The sequence below is a fragment of the Mesorhizobium sp. M1A.F.Ca.IN.022.06.1.1 genome (assembly GCF_003952605.1).
GTDB lineage: Bacteria > Pseudomonadota > Alphaproteobacteria > Rhizobiales > Rhizobiaceae > Mesorhizobium.
In genome coordinates this window covers 525775-540974 of sequence record NZ_CP034455.1, presented here as the reverse complement: position 1 = coordinate 540974, position 15200 = coordinate 525775, and the positions used below count along the sequence as shown (strand labels likewise).

Here is a 15200-nt window from a genome sequence, read left to right as displayed (position 1 = left end):
CGGTGGCGACCCACGCGGGAGAACGCCTCTGCCGGCGGGTTGAGCCGCCTTATGGCATCATCCTGGCCTGATGGGCGCTCATCGGAGGCATGTTCAGGTTGAGATGGGCCATGATCCAGACCGAGCCGATCACGACCAGCGCGACGATCAGCACGCCGAAGGCGAGCGCGAGCACGTTGTTGGTGTTGTCGGGCCCGGTGGTCAGGTGCAGGAAGAAGACCAGATGCACGCCCATCTGCGCGATCGCCAGCACCACCAGGGCCGAGATCACCGCCGGCTGGTAGATCAAGCCGGTCTGCGCGGCGAGGAAAGAGGCGATGGTCAGCAGGATCGCGAGGCCGAAGCCGAGCAGGTAGCCCGACAGCCCTCCCGCCAACTCGTGCTCGGTGATGCGCTCCTCGCCCGGCGCCGAATCGCGGCGGTCGAGTTCCTCGTCGGTCCGGCTGTCGATGTCGCTCATGGCGACGCTCCCAAGAGATAGACCAGGGTGAAGATGGCGACCCAGATAATGTCGAGCGCGTGCCAGAACAGGCCGAAGCAGTGGAGCCGGCGCAGTATTTCCGGCCGGAAGCCCTTCACCCAGAGCTGCGCCATCATGGTCCCGAGCCAGAGCAGGCCGAGCCCGACATGGGTACCGTGGCAGCCGACAAGGGCGAAGAAGGCTGACAGGAAGGCGCTGCGCGAAGGGCCTGCCTGCTCGCTCGCCATCACCGCGAATTCCTGCACCTCGAGGAACAGGAAGGCGGCACCGAGCAGGCCGGTGACCAGAAGCCAGAACTGCGTGGCGGCCATCGACCGGCGATGCGTCGCGAGCGTCGCCAGCCCGCCGGTGAAGCTCGATGTGAGCAGCAGCCCCGTTTGCGCCGCAACGCGCGGCAGCTCGAACAGCTCCTTACCGGATGGCCCGCCGGCGGTCGCCGTCGACAGGACCGCATAAGCCGCGAAGAAAGCCGAGAACATGATGATGTCGGACAGGAGGAAGATCCAGAAGCCGTAGGCCACGGTGACGAACTTCGAGGCCGGGCCGCCCTGGCCGTGGCCGGTCGCCGAGAGCAGGCCATGGCCGTGTCCCGCATGGCCGTGACCCCCATGACCGTGTCCCCCATGGCCATGCCCGCCGGACCGTCCAACCCGGTAGGGATCGCGCGCCGCGCTGCCGGCCGTGATGTCGCTCATGCCACGCGCTCCCGTCTGCGCAGCCAGGCAAGCTGTGCGGCCCTGCCGTCGCGGTCTATGCGCTCGACTTCCTCCGCGGAGACTTCGTAGTCGCCGTGCTCTCGCCAGGCGAAGACGACGAAAGTGATATAGGCGCCGATGAAGCCTACGATCGCCAGCCACCAGATGTGCCAGATCAGGGCGAAGCCGATCAGCGTGCTGAAGAAGGCGGTGACGAAGCCGGTCGGGCTGTTGCGCGGCATTTCGATCGGCTCATAGCTTTCGTCCTCGCCGGGCCTTTGCTCCTCCATCGCCCGCTGCTTGATGGTCCAGTAGGGTTCCTCGTTCTCGACATGCGGCAGCCGCGCGTAGTTGAAGAAGGGCGGCGGGGAGGATGTCGACCATTCCAGCGAGCGGCCGTCCCAAGGGTCGCCCGTTTCGTCGCGCAATTCGTCGCGATGCCTGATCGAGACGACGAGCTGCGCGACCTGGCAGGCGGCGCCGACGATCATCACCGCTATGCCGAAGGCCGCCACGACCAGCCACGGCGTCCACAGGTCCATGTCGATATGCTGGAGACGGCGGGTCATGCCGAGCAGGCCGACGATATAGAGCGGCACGAAGACCAGCACGTAGCCGGCAAGGGTGAACCAGAACGCGGCCTTGCCCCAGCCCTCATGCAGCCGGAAGCCGAAGGCTTTCGGGAACCAGTAGGTGAAGCCGGCGAAGGCGGCGAACAGCACGCCAGAGATGATCACATTGTGGAAATGCGCCACCAGGAAGAGCGAATTGTGCAGCATGAAGTCGGCCGGCGGAACGGCGAGCAGCACGCCGGTCATGCCGCCGATGATGAAGGTGGTGACGAAGCCCAGCGCCCACAGCATCGGCGTGTCGAAGCGCACGCGCCCGCCATACATGGTGAAGAGCCAGTTGTAGATCTTGACCCCGGTGCCGACGGCGATGACCGAGGTGGCTATGCCGAAGGCGGCATTGACGTCGGCCCCGGCGCCCATGGTGAAGAAGTGGTGCAGCCAGACCATGAAGGAGACGATGCAGATGAACAGCGTCGCCGCGACCATCGACCGGTAGCCGAAAAGCGGCTTCGATGAGAAGGTCGAGAAGATCTCGGAATAGATGCCGAAGGCGGGCAGCACCAGGATGTAGACCTCCGGATGGCCCCACGCCCAGATCAGGTTCATGAACATCATCTGGTTGCCGCCGGCTTCGTTGGTGAAGAAATGGAAGCCGAGGTAGCGGTCGAGCGTCAGCATGGCGAGCGTGGCGGTGAGGATCGGGAAGGCCGCGACGATCAGCAGGTTGGAGGCGAGCGATGTCCAGCAGAACATCGGCATGCGCAGATAGCCCATGCCCGGCGCGCGCATCTTGAGAATGGTGGTCGCCAGGTTGACGCCGGTGAGCAGCGTGCCGACGCCGGAGATCTGGATCGACCAGAGATAATAGTCGACGCCGACGCCCGGCGAGTAGGTCGTCTCCGACAGCGGCGCATAGGGCAGCCAGCCGGTGCGGGCGAACTCGCCGACGACGAGCGAGATGTTGACCAGGAGCGCGCCGGTCGCCGTCAGCCAGAAACTCACCGAATTCAGCGTCGGAAAGGCGACGTCGCGGATGCCGAGCTGCAGCGGCACGACGAAGTTCATCAGCCCGATGACGAAGGGCATCGCGGCGAAGAAGATCATGATCGTGCCGTGGGCCGAAAAGACCTGGTCGTAATGCTCGGGCGGCAGGTAGCCTGGCCCGTGGATGGCGAGCACCTGCTGCGTGCGCATCATCACCGCATCGACGAAGCCGCGCAGCAGCATCAGCGCCGCCAGGACGATATACATGACGCCGATGCGCTTGTGGTCGACCGAAGTTATCCATTCGTCCCAGAGATAGGGCCAGTATCCTTTCACCGTGACCCAGATCAGCACCGCGGCGGCCGCCAGGAAGACGACGAGCGCGGCGCCCAGCGGGATGGGCTCATCGAGGGGAATGGCAGACCAGTCGAGCTTGCCGAGCATCGTCATCCTCCCGCTTTCGGCTGCGGCTGTTGGGCAGGCGCCGGCGTCCCGGCCTTGGGCTGTGCCTTGGGGCTTACCTGCGGTTCGCCGGCGGCGGTTTCGGCGGGACCCGGACCGGGCGGCAGCGTCTGGCGCACGATCGCGTCGAACAGGCCGTCCTGCACGACGCCGAACGAGGCCGGCGGCACGTTGATGCTCTGCCTGGCAAGCTCGCCATAGGCGCGGGCGTTGAGCACGCCGCCGGCGCCATGCAGCGAAGAGGCCCAGCGCGCAAACTCGTCGGGCGGGACCGCGCGCACGCGGAAATTCATGTCGGAGAAGCCATCGCCGCTGAAATGCGCCGACAGGCCGAGATAGTCGCCCTCGCGGTCGGCCTGCAGGTTGAGCTCGGTCTGCATGCCGTTCATGACATAGATCATGCTGCCGAGCTGCGGCACAAAGAAGGTGTTCATCACGCTGGCCGAGGTCAGCTTGAAACGAACGGGAACGCCGGCCGGGATGACCAGCTGGTTGACCGTTCCGACGCCCTGGTCGGGGTAGAGGAACAGCCATTTCCAGTCGAGCGCCACCACCTGGATGTCGAGCGGCGGCTGGCTGGAGGCGATCGGCCGGCGCGGGTCGAGATGGTAGGATCCGTAATAGATCAGCCCGCCGAGGAAGAGGATGGTGAGCGTCGGGATCGACCAGACGATCAGCTCGATGCGGCCCGAATAGGTGAATTCCGGCTCGTAGCGCGCGTTGCGGTTGGAGGCGCGGAACATCCAGGCAAACAAAAGCAGCGCCACCAGCGTCGGAATGACGATGACCAGCATGACCGCCAGCGAGTTGAGCAGGATCGTGCGGTTGCCCGCGCCGATCGGGCCCTGCGGGTCGAGCACCCCGCCCGCGCAGCCGGAGAGCGTTGCGATCAGGCCTATCCAGAGCGGCGAGCGGCCTCGCCTCGGTCTAGGGAAGGAAAGCACTGGAACGGATCATGCTTGGCGCGAACGGATCGGCGGGACGTCTTGACTGTGGGCGGCGCGTCGTCGGCGCCGCTGGGCCGCGGCACGGCCGGAAACAGACTTCGCGGCCAGTCCGGCTGGGCCGTGATCCTTCAAAAGCTCGCGCCTGCGAGGGTCGCGTTCTGCGGCAGCTTTCATCTGAAGTCTCCCCGTGTGCAGAGGCACTTCCGCCATATACCGTACGACTGCTGAACACGGCTGCCAACCCAAGCAGTTGCCGCCTGTTCCGCAAAGGCGGTGTTTTGCCCGATGGCTGGACGGGCCGCGGAAGACATAGGGCGCGGCTCCAGCCTGACCAGACGCCGTCTCGGCATGCTCGCGCTCGCCGATCGCCCGCCAGGATGGTGACAAGGCGTGCGGCGCGTGCATTGTACTGCGCAGGGAATTGCAGCCGACCTGCGGAGGAAGCCTTGTCCGAGATTGCAACCATCCTTTCCATCCTTGGCGTTTTCCTGCTGGGGGCGATGAGCCCGGGGCCGAGCTTCGTCGTCGTCTCGCGCATCGCGGTGGCCGGCGAGCGTACGGATGGCCTGGCGGCGGCGATCGGCATGGGCATCGGCGGCTTCATCTTCGCCATCATCGCGGTCGCGGGCCTGACCGCGCTGCTCGTCCAGATCGCTTGGCTGGACATTTTCCTGCGCATTGCCGGCGGCGCCTATCTGTTGTGGATCGGCATCAAGATCTGGCGCGGCGCCAATCAGCCGATCGAGATCGCGAACGATGCCTCGGCGCGCGCCGGCTCGTTCTGGCGGGCGCTGCGTCGCGCGCTTCTGGTCCAGCTCGCCAATCCGAAGACGGCGATCTTCTACGCCTCGATGTTCGCGGCCATGCTGCCGGCCTCGCCGCCGCTCTGGATGCTCTTGGTCCTGCCGCCGCTGCTCTTCCTCAACGAATTCGTCTGGTACGCGGTCGTCGCCTTCGCCTTTTCCTCCAGCCGGCCGCGCGCGGCCTATCTCGGCACCAAGCACTGGATCGACCGCGCCGCCGGCGCCGTGGTCGGCGCGCTCGGGATCAAGCTGATGTGGGAAGGCATGGCCGCCGCGCGGCGGGGTTTTGCCGGGTGAGGTGAGGTCGAGGCCCGAGCGGGCAGGCAACATCTCTCGCCGAGATCGTGAAACCTTCTGATTTTTGAGCCGTTGTCGGCTGATGTCTGAAGCAAAGCTCAAGCCAAGATCGGCCGACGGCGCCCAGCCGCGCGGTGCCGGGAAGTCGCGCCCCGCAAAGACGGGCGCAGCGAAGGCACCCCCGGGCAAGACGCGGCCGGAAAAGTCGCCGCCGGAAAGCTTGCACCCGGAAAGACCCCGCGAAGAGAAGTCGCAACCGAAGCAATCGCCCGAGCACGAGGAGCCGGCCGAAGCCACGCCGGAGGCCGTCGGCGAACCGGCGCCGCCGCCGCCGGAATCCGTCGAGCCCGGTCCGAAGCTGACGCCCGAGGAGGCCGAGCAGGCGCGCAGGAAGTACCTGTTTAGGCGGTTCTGGATCAGCGGGCGCGGCTATTGGGGCCGGAATGGCGACAAGCTCGCATGGCCGTTTACGATTGGGCTGTTGGTGCTGATCTGCGTCAATGTCGGCTTCCAGTATGGCATCAATGTCTGGAACCGCGCCTTCTTCGACGCCATCGAGCAGCGCAATGTCCACACCGTCTATATGCTGAGCGCCGTCTTCGTGCCGCTGGTTGCCGGAAGCGCCAGCCTCGTCGTCGTTCAGGTCTACCTGCGTATGACGATCCAGCGCCGCTGGCGCTCCTGGCTCACCACATCTGTCATCGCGCGCTGGCTGGCCAGCGGCCGCTACTATCAGCTGAACCTCGTCGCCGGCGACCACTCGAACCCCGAAGCCCGTCTCACCGAAGATCTGCGCATCGCCACCGAGTCCCCCGTCGATTTCATCTCCGGCGTCCTCAACGCCTTTCTGGCGGCCTCGACCTTTATCGTCGTGCTGTGGACCATCGGCGGCGCGCTCACCTTACCGCTCGGCCGCGAGAGCATCACCATCCCCGGCTTCCTCGTCGTCACCGCGGTCATCTATGCCGCCATCACCTCGACCTCGATGGTGGTCATCGGCCGCCATTTCGTGCAGCTTTCGGAGCGGAAGAACCAGGCGGAAGCCGAATTCCGCTATACGCTGACGCGCGTCCGCGAAAACGGCGAAAGCATCGCGCTGCTCGGCGGCGAGGCGGAGGAGCGCAGCGGCATCGACAGGAATTTCGGCCATGTGCTGAGGCAATGGGCGCTGCTGACCGGACAGCACATGCGCACCGCGATTGTCTCGCAAGGGTCGATGCTGTTCGCGCCGGTGGTGCCGGTGCTGCTCTGCGCGCCGAAATTCCTCGAAGGCTCGATGTCGCTCGGCCAGGTCATGCAGGCGGCCTCCGCCTTTGCCATCGTGCAAGGCGCGTTCGGCTGGCTGGTCGACAATTATCCGCGCCTGGCCGATTGGAACGCCTCGGCGCGCCGCGTCGCTTCGCTGATGATGTCGCTCGACGGGCTGGAGCGCGCCGAAGAGAGCGAGTCCTTTGGGCGCATCCGGCGCGGCGAGACGCAAAACGGCGCCATGCTCAGCCTGGACGATCTCTCCGTCACCCTCAACGACGGCACCGGCGTGGTCAAGGAGACGAAGGTCGAGATCAACCCGGGCGAGCGGGTGCTGGTCGCGGGCGAATCCGGCACCGGCAAGTCGACGCTGGTGCGGGCCGTCGCGGGCCTGTGGCCCTGGGGCGGCGGCAGCGTCAATTTCCATGCCGGCAAGCGGCTGTTCATGTTGCCGCAACGCCCCTACATCCCGACCGGCACGCTGCGGCGCGCGGTCGCCTATCCGGCCGCCGCCGACAACTGGACGGTGGACGAGATCGACGCCGCCCTCGACAAGGTCGGCCTCGGCTACCTGCGGGACAGGATCGAGGAAGAGGCGCCGTGGGACCAGACGCTCTCCGGCGGCGAAAAGCAGCGCCTCGCCTTCGCGCGCCTGCTGCTGCACGAGCCAGACATCGTCGTGCTGGACGAGGCGACCTCGGCGCTGGACGAGAAGAGCCAGGACAAGATGATGCAGACGGTGATCCAGGCATTGCCGAAGGTCACCGTCATCAGCGTCGCCCACCGCGCCGAGCTGGAAGCTTTCCACAGCCGCAAGATCACGCTGGAGCGGCGCGAAGGCGGCGCGAAGCTGGTCAGCGATGTGGAGCTGGCGCCGCGCAGGGGCAAGCGCAACGTGTTCGCGCGGGCGCTGTGGGGGAGCGGGGCGAGAGGAGGGCCGGCGCGCTGAGGGCGGCATCAAGGGCAGGCAAGAACGTCCGAGATGGTGATCGGACCGCAGGGGTCGCGCTTCGGCCGGATGGCAACCTTGACGTCACCAGAGGCCCCGGTCTGTAATCGCCGCAGGCCAGGGAGAGGCGACCCCCATGGAAAAGATCATCCTCGACTGCGATCCGGGGCACGACGATGCCATCGCCATCCTGCTTGCGGCCGGCAACCCGAACATCGACCTTCTCGGCATCACCACGGTTTCGGGCAACCACAATGTCGAGAACACCACGCGCAATGCGCTCTCCGTATGCACGGCCTACGGCATAAAGGTGCCGGTGGCGAAGTCCCGGCCCGCTGATCATCGACCAGGTGCTGGCCGTCGAGATCCACGGCGAGACCGGGCTCGATGGCCCGGAGCTGCCGCCCGCCTCGTTCGAGCTCGACAAGCGCCATGCCGTCGACTTCATCATCGAGACGGTCATGGCGCATGAGCCGAAAACCGTCACGCTGGTGCCGGTCGGGCCCTACACCAACATCGCTCTAGCCGTGCGCAAGGAGCCGCGCATCGTCGAGCGGGTGAAGCGGGTCGTCGCGATGGGCGGAAGTTTCACGCGCGGCAACATCACGCCCGCGGCCGAGTTCAACGTCTATGCCGACCCGGAGGCCGCAGACGTGGTGTTCCGCGCCGCTTGGGACGTCACCATGGTGGGGCTCGACCTCACGCACCAGGCCTTGGCCACCCCCGACCTGCAGGACAGGGTGCGCGCTGTCGGCGGCCCGATCGCCAAATTCATTCTCGATATCTGGGAGTTCATTGCGACCACGCATGGCGGCCTGCTGCAGATAGCCTATCCCGCCGTCCATGACGCCTGCTGCGTGGCGGCGATGATCGATGCAGGCGTCTTCACCACCGAGAAGGCCGATATCCGCGTCGAGCTTGCCGGACGGTGGACCAAGGGCATGACGGTCTGCAATTTCGAGAAGCTGGGCGGCATGCGCCATTTCGGCGGCACGGCGAGCGAGCAGGTCGATTTCCGCCATACCGTGGCGATGAAGCTCGACCATGCGAAATTCTGCGACCTGATCGTCGATGCGCTCGAGCGCCTCACCAGTCAAAAGGCGTGAGGCGCTCCAGGGGCAAGGCCTAGCCGGCCCTCACAGCAGGAACGATTGCCTGTCGCGCAATGTGGCGCTGATGGCGGCGATGCCGGTCTCGATCTCGCGCTTGTTGGCCAGGATCGCATCGCCGGCCGCACCCTCGACCATCGATCGCAACAGGTCGGCCTGGCCGACCAGCACCGCGTCCTTGTCGGCCAGCGCGACGAGCGTTGCGGCTTCGAGCCGGTAGCGCGGGCGCCTTGCCGCCCTGGGCGACTCTCAAGCCTCCAGGCCCGCGCACGCCAGGAAGTGGGGGAGAATTGGCCCGGCGAAGGCGAGACGGCCATTTCGACGAGAGCCCGGCGTCGGCATCAGCAACCGGCGCTGGCACGGTGGTGTCCTTGTTCTGTTGCATTTTAGTTGAAACTAATTTGAAAGTTACCCGTTAGCAGCGCGTAGGCGAGCTCAAACTTGCCCTGCTGTCGACAGCTAAGTTGAAAGGAGAGGTCCTAAGCCTTTTTCAGTGCTTGGCGTTGCCGAGACCGCTTTTCTATCATTCGTCTTTCGAGCGGCCTCCAGCCGCGCCGGTCACCGCCGAGGCCGATGCCTGGCAAGGCGAGAAGTCGCCATCGCTCGGCACGCGTTCGCGCGACGAAGGCTTCGCAGACCGCTGTCGAGCGGACGCTCGATGAGGAGCCACACAAGGTTGGCCTTGGAACAAAGGTCTGGCCATGAAAAAATACCTAGCAGCCGCGCTGGCGATCGCCATCCCGATCGGGTATGCCTCGGCGCTTGACGTCGGCGTGGGCGGCAAGGTCGGCGGCATCGGCGTGGGCGCCGGATTGGGCGCCGGTTCGCAAGGCGTGTCGGCGGGCGTGGGCGCCAGTGCCGACGGTGTCGGCGGCGCAAACGTCGGCGCATCGACCGGCGGCGGATCGCTCGGCGTCAATGCCGGCGGCAATCTGGGCAGCACCAGCACAGGCGTGTCGACAAGCGTGGGCGGCGCCGCCGCGGGCGACGATCCTTCCGCCGTCAGCGGATCGGCTGCCTCTGCGCAGAACCCGGCCGCGGTGCCGACAGCCCCTGCTTTGGCCAAAAGCGCGACGCAGACCATTGTGCTGCCTCCAGTGCTGAGGCCCTCCAGATCCGCCGGCGGCGACCTCCGGCGGGTCACCAAAGGCTATCGCATCGCGCCGCTGTCACCTCCGAAGGCGATACCCGGCACGCCGGCCGCCGTAGTGCGCGCCTGTCGCGCCGCGATCGCGGCGGCCGCCAAGCCCCTCGGCGCCGTGCGTGTTTACACGGTCAGCGCCGGCCCCTTGCGTCAACGCCGAAGCGGGCTCAACGCGCCGATCGAGGTGCGCATAGACTATGACGGGCGAGGCGGCATCGAAGTGAGGCAGGCGAAAGTCGGCTGTCGCCTAAATGCGAAGGGCGCGGTCACCGCGGTGATTTAGGGCAAAGGCAGAACGGCCGTTGCCATCCTTCCTGCCGGTTGCAACCTCGGCGGTTTGGCAATTCCTCGCCCCCACAAGGTGGACGGGAGAGGTGGCTCGGCGCAGCCGAGACGGAGCGGGGGAGCGCCATATCCGATAACCCTGCCGACCGTAGGCGCGGACCTCGGCCGGCTGCAGACAAGGCGCCCGCGCTTCGGCTAGAGTTCCGCCGGGCGCAAAAAAATCATCGAAGGGGAGCATCGCGATGAACGAAGTCAGGCCGATCGCCGAGATCGCGAGCTATCACGCCCATATCTACTACGGCGGGGAGGCCGAGCGGCAGCACGCCGAATGGCTTCGCGATCGCATCGCAGAGCGTTTCCGCGTGCGCCTGGGCAATTGGCGCGACGAGCCGGTCGGCCCGCACCAGCAAGCCATGTACCAGGTCTCCTTCGCCACCGAGATCTTTGCCACGCTGGTTCCCTGGCTGATGCTGAACCATGGCGGCCTGAGCATCCTCATCCATCCCAACACCACCAACCCCAAGCGCGACCACCTTATCGACCCGATTTGGATCGGCCAGGCGCTGCCGGTGAAGGGCGACGTGCTTGGCGAAGAGGACGAGGCGGAAGAGGCGCTGGAGGTGAATACCGAGCCGACGCTGGGGGTGTGAGGGGGGCGCGGCGATCTCGTCACGATGGCGTGAGAGGCGGCTGGCCGGCGGAGTTGTCGATTGACTGACCAATCGCGGTGTGGCGAATTCGCGCTGATGGTTCCCTTCGGGGATCAAAAGGGAACGCGGTGCGGAGAAATCCAAAGCCGTGGCTGCCCCCGCAACTGTAAGCGGCATGCCGGTTTCACGATGCCACTGGCTGCATGGGCCGGGAAGGCGAAAGCGGCGGGAATCCGCGAGCCAGGAGACCTGCCATCATGGACGTCAAAGCAGAACATCGGACGGGGTGATCCGGTGTGCGCGCCTGGCCGGAGGGCGGGGCGAGTTCCCTGCGATGACAGGCAACGTCAAAGGCAGAACCATGCTGACCCAACTATCGAAAATGCTGAACAAAACCGCGCCGGACCTGAAGGCCAGGCTGATTACAATCTACGGGGCGCTCGCCATTCTCAACGTCGGGGCGTGGCTGTGGGCTTTCGTCGCCTTCCACGACAAGCCGACATTGCTTGGCGTCGCTCTCGTCATTTATGGCCTCGGCTTGCGCCATGCCGTCGATGCCGACCACATAGCGGCCATCGACAATGTCACGCGCAAGCTGATGCAGAACGGCAAACGGCCGGTCTCCGTCGGCTTCTTTTTCGCACTCGGCCATTCGACGATCGTCGTCATCGTCGCTGCGGCTATCGCGGCGGCAACGTCCCTGCTCGGCCGCTTCCAGAGCTTTCAGGAGATTGGCGGCACGATCAGTACCGGCGTTTCCGCACTCTTCCTGCTCGCCATCGCGGCGATGAACATCGTCATCTTGTTCTCGATCTACAGAAGCTATCGGCGGGTGCGGGCCGGTGAGGCGTTTGTCGAGGAGGACCTGGACCTGCTGCTCAACAATCGCGGCTTCCTGGCCCGCGTCTTCCGCCCGATGTTCCGGCTGGTGTCGCAGAGCTGGCACATGTTCCCACTTGGTTTCCTCTTCGGCCTTGGCTTCGACACCGCGACCGAAGTCGCCATGTTCGGCGTGTCCGCGGCACAAGCGGCCAAGGGCGTGCCGTTCGAAGCCATTCTGGTCTTCCCGGTGCTTTTCGCGGCCGGTATGTCACTGGTCGACACGACCGATGGTGTGATGATGCTCGGCGCCTATGAGTGGGCCTTCGTCAAGCCGATCCGCAAACTGTACTACAACATGACGATCACCCTGGTGTCGGTCCTTGTCGCAGTACTGATCGGCGGCATCGAGGCGCTCGGCCTGATCGGTGACAAGCTCGGTCTGTCGGGCGGCTTCTGGAACGGCGTCGGCACGCTCAACGACAATTTCAACAATCTGGGCTTCGCCATTATCGGCATCTTCATCGCCGCCTGGGCGATCTCCTACCTCGTCTACAAGGCCAAGGGGCTGGATGATGTGGAGAGCGCATCCGCAGCAAAGAATTCATAAACCGCCGGCTGCGGCTGGCTGCAGCAGACCAGCCGCATCTCTCTGCCATCAGACGCCGGCGGGCTGCCAGCCTGCCTCCTTGAATGCCTCGGCATCGGGAAGCCGATGACGGCAAAGGTCGATCGCCGCCCCGTCAGCGGTGCTCGCCTTGACATTTTTGTTCCTATTTTGTTCACTGTTGGCCAGACAGCAACAGGAGATAGCCGGCCCGTGCGCACGCGCTTCAAAGGCATGCTGAGGACCCGTAGCCCAAGCCTTTGGAAGTGTGACGGAATTCTGCGCTTGGATAAGCCAGGGGTTAAGGCCTGGGATAAGTCCCATAATCCATAAGCCAGTATCCAGTCCAAATATCCAGAGTCCAGAACAGAAAAGCTGGCGCTTTTCTGTTCTAAAAAAGCGGGGAAGGGGAAAGCAAAAATGGGAGCAGCGCAAGCCATTCGGCGTACGGCGCTACGGCGAGGGCTCGGCGGCGCCAGCGAGCTTCCGACGTGGCGGCGAGCCGCCCTGTTCGGTCTCCCAGGATGCAACCGGCCTCACGTCAGCCCGGCGATCTGCTCATCGGGGTCGAGCTCCGCCCCGCCGGCGACGACCACGTTGGCGAGCGGCGCCGAGAGCGTCCAGCGAACGAGGCCGGGCAGCCGTTCCATGGAGGCGCTGCCGGAGAGGCTGGTGGGGACGACGCGCTGGAGAACGACGCTGCCGAAGCCTTTGTGCGGCTCGGCATCGGCGGCCGCGGCAGGTTCGGAAAAATGTTCCTCCCAGACCAGCTCGAAATCGCTGCCTTCGGGGGCCGGGGCTACCCGCCAGTCCATTCGCACGGTTCCGGCGTCGCCGGCCAGGGCGCCGTATTTCGTCGCGTTGGTGCCCAGCTCATGCAGCGCCATGCCGATGTTCTGCACCGCGTTCAGCCGCAACGTCACGTCCGGCCCGCAAGGCGAGATTCGCTCTTCGTGTCCGAACGGCCGCAGATGTTCCCGCACAAGGTCGGCCATGCCTGCGCCGCGCCAGTCGTTCAGCACCAAAAGGTCGTGCGAGCGCGACAGCGCCATGATGCGTTCGCGGATCTGGTGTTCGAACGCGCGCGGGTCGGTCGCGCGCTTGCTCGTCTCGCGGATCATGGAAAGGATCACGGCGTACTGGTTTTTGACGCGGTGGTTCACCTCGCGCATCAGAAGCTGGATCTGCTGTTCGCTCGCCCGTTTTTCGGTGATGTCGGCCGCCATGCCGAACCATTCCAGGATGCTGCCAGTGTCATCGACGATCGGGATTGCCCGTGAGGTGGTCCAGCCGGCGGACCCGTCGGCGCGCCGCACCCTGTGCTCGAGCTCGAACACGCCGCGCTCCATGATGGCGCGCTCGATCGCCGCCTGGATGCTCGCCTGGTCTTCCGGGAACAGGTATTCGTCGCGCCAGCGGATCGCCGGCCCCTGGGCGCTCGACAGGAAGCCGCGGCCGTCCAGCTCATGCATTTCCTGCCAGTCCGGGCTCATCCGGTAAACCACGTCGGAGCTGGCATTGACCAGCGCGCGAAACCGCTGCTCGCTTTCGCGCACCTTTGCTGCCGCCAGCACCCGGGCCGTGGTCTCCGAAACGATGCAGAGCACGGCTTCGACCGTGCCGTCCTGCGCCCGCACTGCGGAATAGGAGATGTCGAAATAGACCGTCTCGCCGACCAGGCCGGATCGTTCGATGTAGAAAGGCCGGTCCCTGGCCGAGAAGGTTTCGCCGGTTTCGAGAACTCCGCGCAGCAGCGGCTCGAGGTCGGTCCAGAGCTCGGACCAGTTTTCCTCGGCGGGACGGCCGAGCGCGCGCGGATGCTTGTCGCCAATGGTCGGCGCGTAGGCGTCATTGTAGAGCGCGACAAACTCCGGCCCGCAGAAAAGCACGATCTGGGCTTCGGCGGCGAGCATCAGGTCGACCGTCGTCCTCAGGCTGAGCGTCCATGTCTCGATCGGCCCGAGCGGGCTTTCCGACCAGGGATATTCGCGAATGAATCGCGCCATCTCGCCGTTTCCGCGAGGCCACGATTCACGGAAGAGCCCGTCAGCCATAGGCGCATTAACGCGCGACGCCGTTTATGTATCCGTCTCCGTCACGCAAAATTTTAGCCATCGTGAATAGACCCCAGGCTGCCGGTCCGCCGGAGGAATATTTCGGGCGCAGTTTCGTTAGTTCCTCATACGATGCCGTTTGAGGCAAAGTGCATATGTCCCGCAATCACGCATTGAAGCCGCCAGAGCGGCCGGCTCTGGCCCAACGGAGGTACCAGAGATGAAAACGGCTGTTTCGACCTCTCTTTCGAGACGAAGCGTCGTCGCCGTGCTGGCGGCGGCGGCCATGTCGACCGCCATATTGCCCGCCGGCGATGCGCTGGCGCAGACCAAGCAGACCGCGCCGGACAAGAGTCTATACGATCGGTTGGGAGGCGTGTTCGCCATCGCAGCCGTGGTCGATCACTTCAGCGACGCCGTCGTGAAAAACCCCATCGTCGGCAAGAAGTCCAAGAACCCGCAACTGCGCAAATGGCACACCAAGAACCTCGAACGGCTGCCGGGCCTCAAGTTCATGCGTACGCTGTGGGTGTGCGATGTTTCCGGCGGCCCCTTCAAGTTCGTGGCCACCGAGCCGGGCGCGACGCCGCTCGGCCTCGAGGAGGCCCACAAGGACCTGAAGATTTCTCCCGCCGAGTTCGACGAGGTCGCAGCGGAACTCGGGCGGACGCTCGACCGCTTCAAGGTTCCGAAAGCCGAAAAGACCGAGGTCCTGGAAGCCTTTGCCGCGCACAAGGATGAGGTCACTGCCGGCTCTGTCAAAAAGGGGTGAGGCTCAGCGCGAATCCGGCGAAGGCGGTCCGCCGCTCCGCCTATCCACCCGCCAGCCGCGGCAGCAGGAAAATCTCCGCCCCCGGCGGCAGTTCCTTCGACCACGTGTCGCGATAGATCGTCCCGTCGATCGCGACCGCGATGCCGCGATCGAGCAGGGGTTCGAACGCGGGATGCTGTTCCGCAAGCTTGCGGAACAGCTCCCTGATGTCCTTGGCCTCGATGTCGAGCTTGTCCTTGCCTCCGGCGGCGGCGCTGAGCGAGCCCCAGAGCGTGACTTGGACCATTATCGCCTGATCCTCATTGGACCGTGACGTGAGCTG

General features: G+C 65.3%; 14 protein-coding genes and 1 riboswitch. Of the genes, 7 read left to right on the top strand and 7 right to left on the bottom strand.

What is annotated here, in order from left to right; translation table 11 throughout:
- Window positions 1-49: 49 nt before the first annotated feature.
- From cyoD to cyoA, 4 genes are read right to left on the bottom strand one after another with little or no spacing between them, the layout of a single operon-like run.
- Window positions 50-460, bottom strand: coding sequence for a cytochrome o ubiquinol oxidase subunit IV (gene cyoD / locus EJ078_RS02645; protein WP_066997081.1), 411 nt, complete (start codon window positions 458-460; stop codon window positions 50-52).
- Window positions 457-1176 carry a cytochrome (ubi)quinol oxidase subunit III gene (locus EJ078_RS02640; protein ID WP_127214672.1) on the bottom strand — a complete coding sequence of 240 codons (720 nt, stop codon included), beginning with the start codon at window positions 1174-1176 and terminating at the stop codon, window positions 457-459. The genes cyoD and EJ078_RS02640 overlap by 4 nt, the downstream gene beginning before the upstream one ends.
- Window positions 1173-3176 (bottom strand): cytochrome o ubiquinol oxidase subunit I, encoded by a 2004-nt coding sequence (cyoB, locus tag EJ078_RS02635; protein ID WP_164750393.1) that lies wholly within the window; start codon window positions 3174-3176, stop codon window positions 1173-1175. The genes EJ078_RS02640 and cyoB overlap by 4 nt, the downstream gene beginning before the upstream one ends.
- A gap of 2 nt (window positions 3177-3178) precedes the next feature.
- The gene (gene cyoA / locus EJ078_RS02630) at window positions 3179-4138 is read right to left on the bottom strand and encodes a ubiquinol oxidase subunit II (RefSeq protein WP_082953921.1); all 960 of its coding nucleotides are present in this window, start codon (window positions 4136-4138) and stop codon (window positions 3179-3181) included.
- Between the two features lie 503 nt (window positions 4139-4641).
- On the opposite strand from cyoA, the gene EJ078_RS02625 reads away from it, so the two are divergent.
- The 3 genes from EJ078_RS02625 to EJ078_RS02615 all read left to right on the top strand — a co-directional run bounded on the left by EJ078_RS02625 (window position 4642) and on the right by EJ078_RS02615 (window position 8544).
- Window positions 4642-5241, top strand: coding sequence for a LysE family transporter (locus tag EJ078_RS02625; protein WP_189407202.1), 600 nt, complete (start codon window positions 4642-4644; stop codon window positions 5239-5241).
- A gap of 82 nt (window positions 5242-5323) precedes the next feature.
- Entirely contained in the window at window positions 5324-7438 is a 2115-nt protein-coding gene (locus EJ078_RS02620; RefSeq protein WP_127214676.1) for an ABC transporter ATP-binding protein/permease, read from the top strand.
- 350 nt (window positions 7439-7788) lie between these two features.
- Window positions 7789-8544, top strand: coding sequence for a nucleoside hydrolase (locus EJ078_RS02615; RefSeq protein WP_245459080.1), 756 nt, complete (start codon window positions 7789-7791; stop codon window positions 8542-8544).
- Window positions 8545-8574: 30 nt separating this feature from the next.
- On the opposite strand, the gene EJ078_RS02610 is transcribed toward EJ078_RS02615, so the two are convergent.
- Window positions 8575-8718, bottom strand: a complete 144-nt coding sequence (locus EJ078_RS02610; RefSeq protein ID WP_156752689.1) for a hypothetical protein — start codon at window positions 8716-8718, stop codon at window positions 8575-8577.
- 530 nt (window positions 8719-9248) lie between these two features.
- Between EJ078_RS02610 and EJ078_RS02605 the strand changes: the two genes are divergently transcribed.
- The 3 genes from EJ078_RS02605 (at window position 9249) to EJ078_RS02595 (ending at window position 12055) form a co-directional block, all read left to right on the top strand.
- On the top strand, window positions 9249-9974 hold the full coding sequence (locus EJ078_RS02605; RefSeq protein WP_127214678.1) for a hypothetical protein: 726 nt from the start codon (window positions 9249-9251) through the stop codon (window positions 9972-9974).
- A 244-nt stretch (window positions 9975-10218) separates the two neighbouring features.
- Window positions 10219-10626 carry a DOPA 4,5-dioxygenase family protein gene (locus EJ078_RS02600; RefSeq protein WP_127214680.1) on the top strand — a complete coding sequence of 136 codons (408 nt, stop codon included), beginning with the start codon at window positions 10219-10221 and terminating at the stop codon, window positions 10624-10626.
- Between the two features lie 80 nt (window positions 10627-10706).
- Window positions 10707-10898, top strand: a riboswitch (cobalamin riboswitch).
- A gap of 110 nt (window positions 10899-11008) precedes the next feature.
- The gene (locus EJ078_RS02595) at window positions 11009-12055 is read left to right on the top strand and encodes a HoxN/HupN/NixA family nickel/cobalt transporter (RefSeq protein WP_245459077.1); all 1047 of its coding nucleotides are present in this window, start codon (window positions 11009-11011) and stop codon (window positions 12053-12055) included.
- A gap of 533 nt (window positions 12056-12588) precedes the next feature.
- Here the strand turns inward: EJ078_RS02595 and EJ078_RS02590 are convergent.
- Window positions 12589-14058, bottom strand: a complete 1470-nt coding sequence (locus tag EJ078_RS02590) for an HWE histidine kinase domain-containing protein (protein WP_164750394.1) — start codon at window positions 14056-14058, stop codon at window positions 12589-12591.
- A 316-nt stretch (window positions 14059-14374) separates the two neighbouring features.
- On the opposite strand from EJ078_RS02590, the gene EJ078_RS02585 reads away from it, so the two are divergent.
- A complete protein-coding gene (locus tag EJ078_RS02585) occupies window positions 14375-14878 on the top strand; it encodes a group 1 truncated hemoglobin (RefSeq protein ID WP_245459074.1) in 504 nt (167 codons plus the stop codon).
- A gap of 40 nt (window positions 14879-14918) precedes the next feature.
- Here the strand turns inward: EJ078_RS02585 and EJ078_RS02580 are convergent, their stop codons facing one another.
- The gene (locus EJ078_RS02580; RefSeq protein ID WP_066997117.1) at window positions 14919-15164 is read right to left on the bottom strand and encodes a MoaD/ThiS family protein; all 246 of its coding nucleotides are present in this window, start codon (window positions 15162-15164) and stop codon (window positions 14919-14921) included.
- Between the last annotated feature and the right edge of the window lie 36 nt (window positions 15165-15200).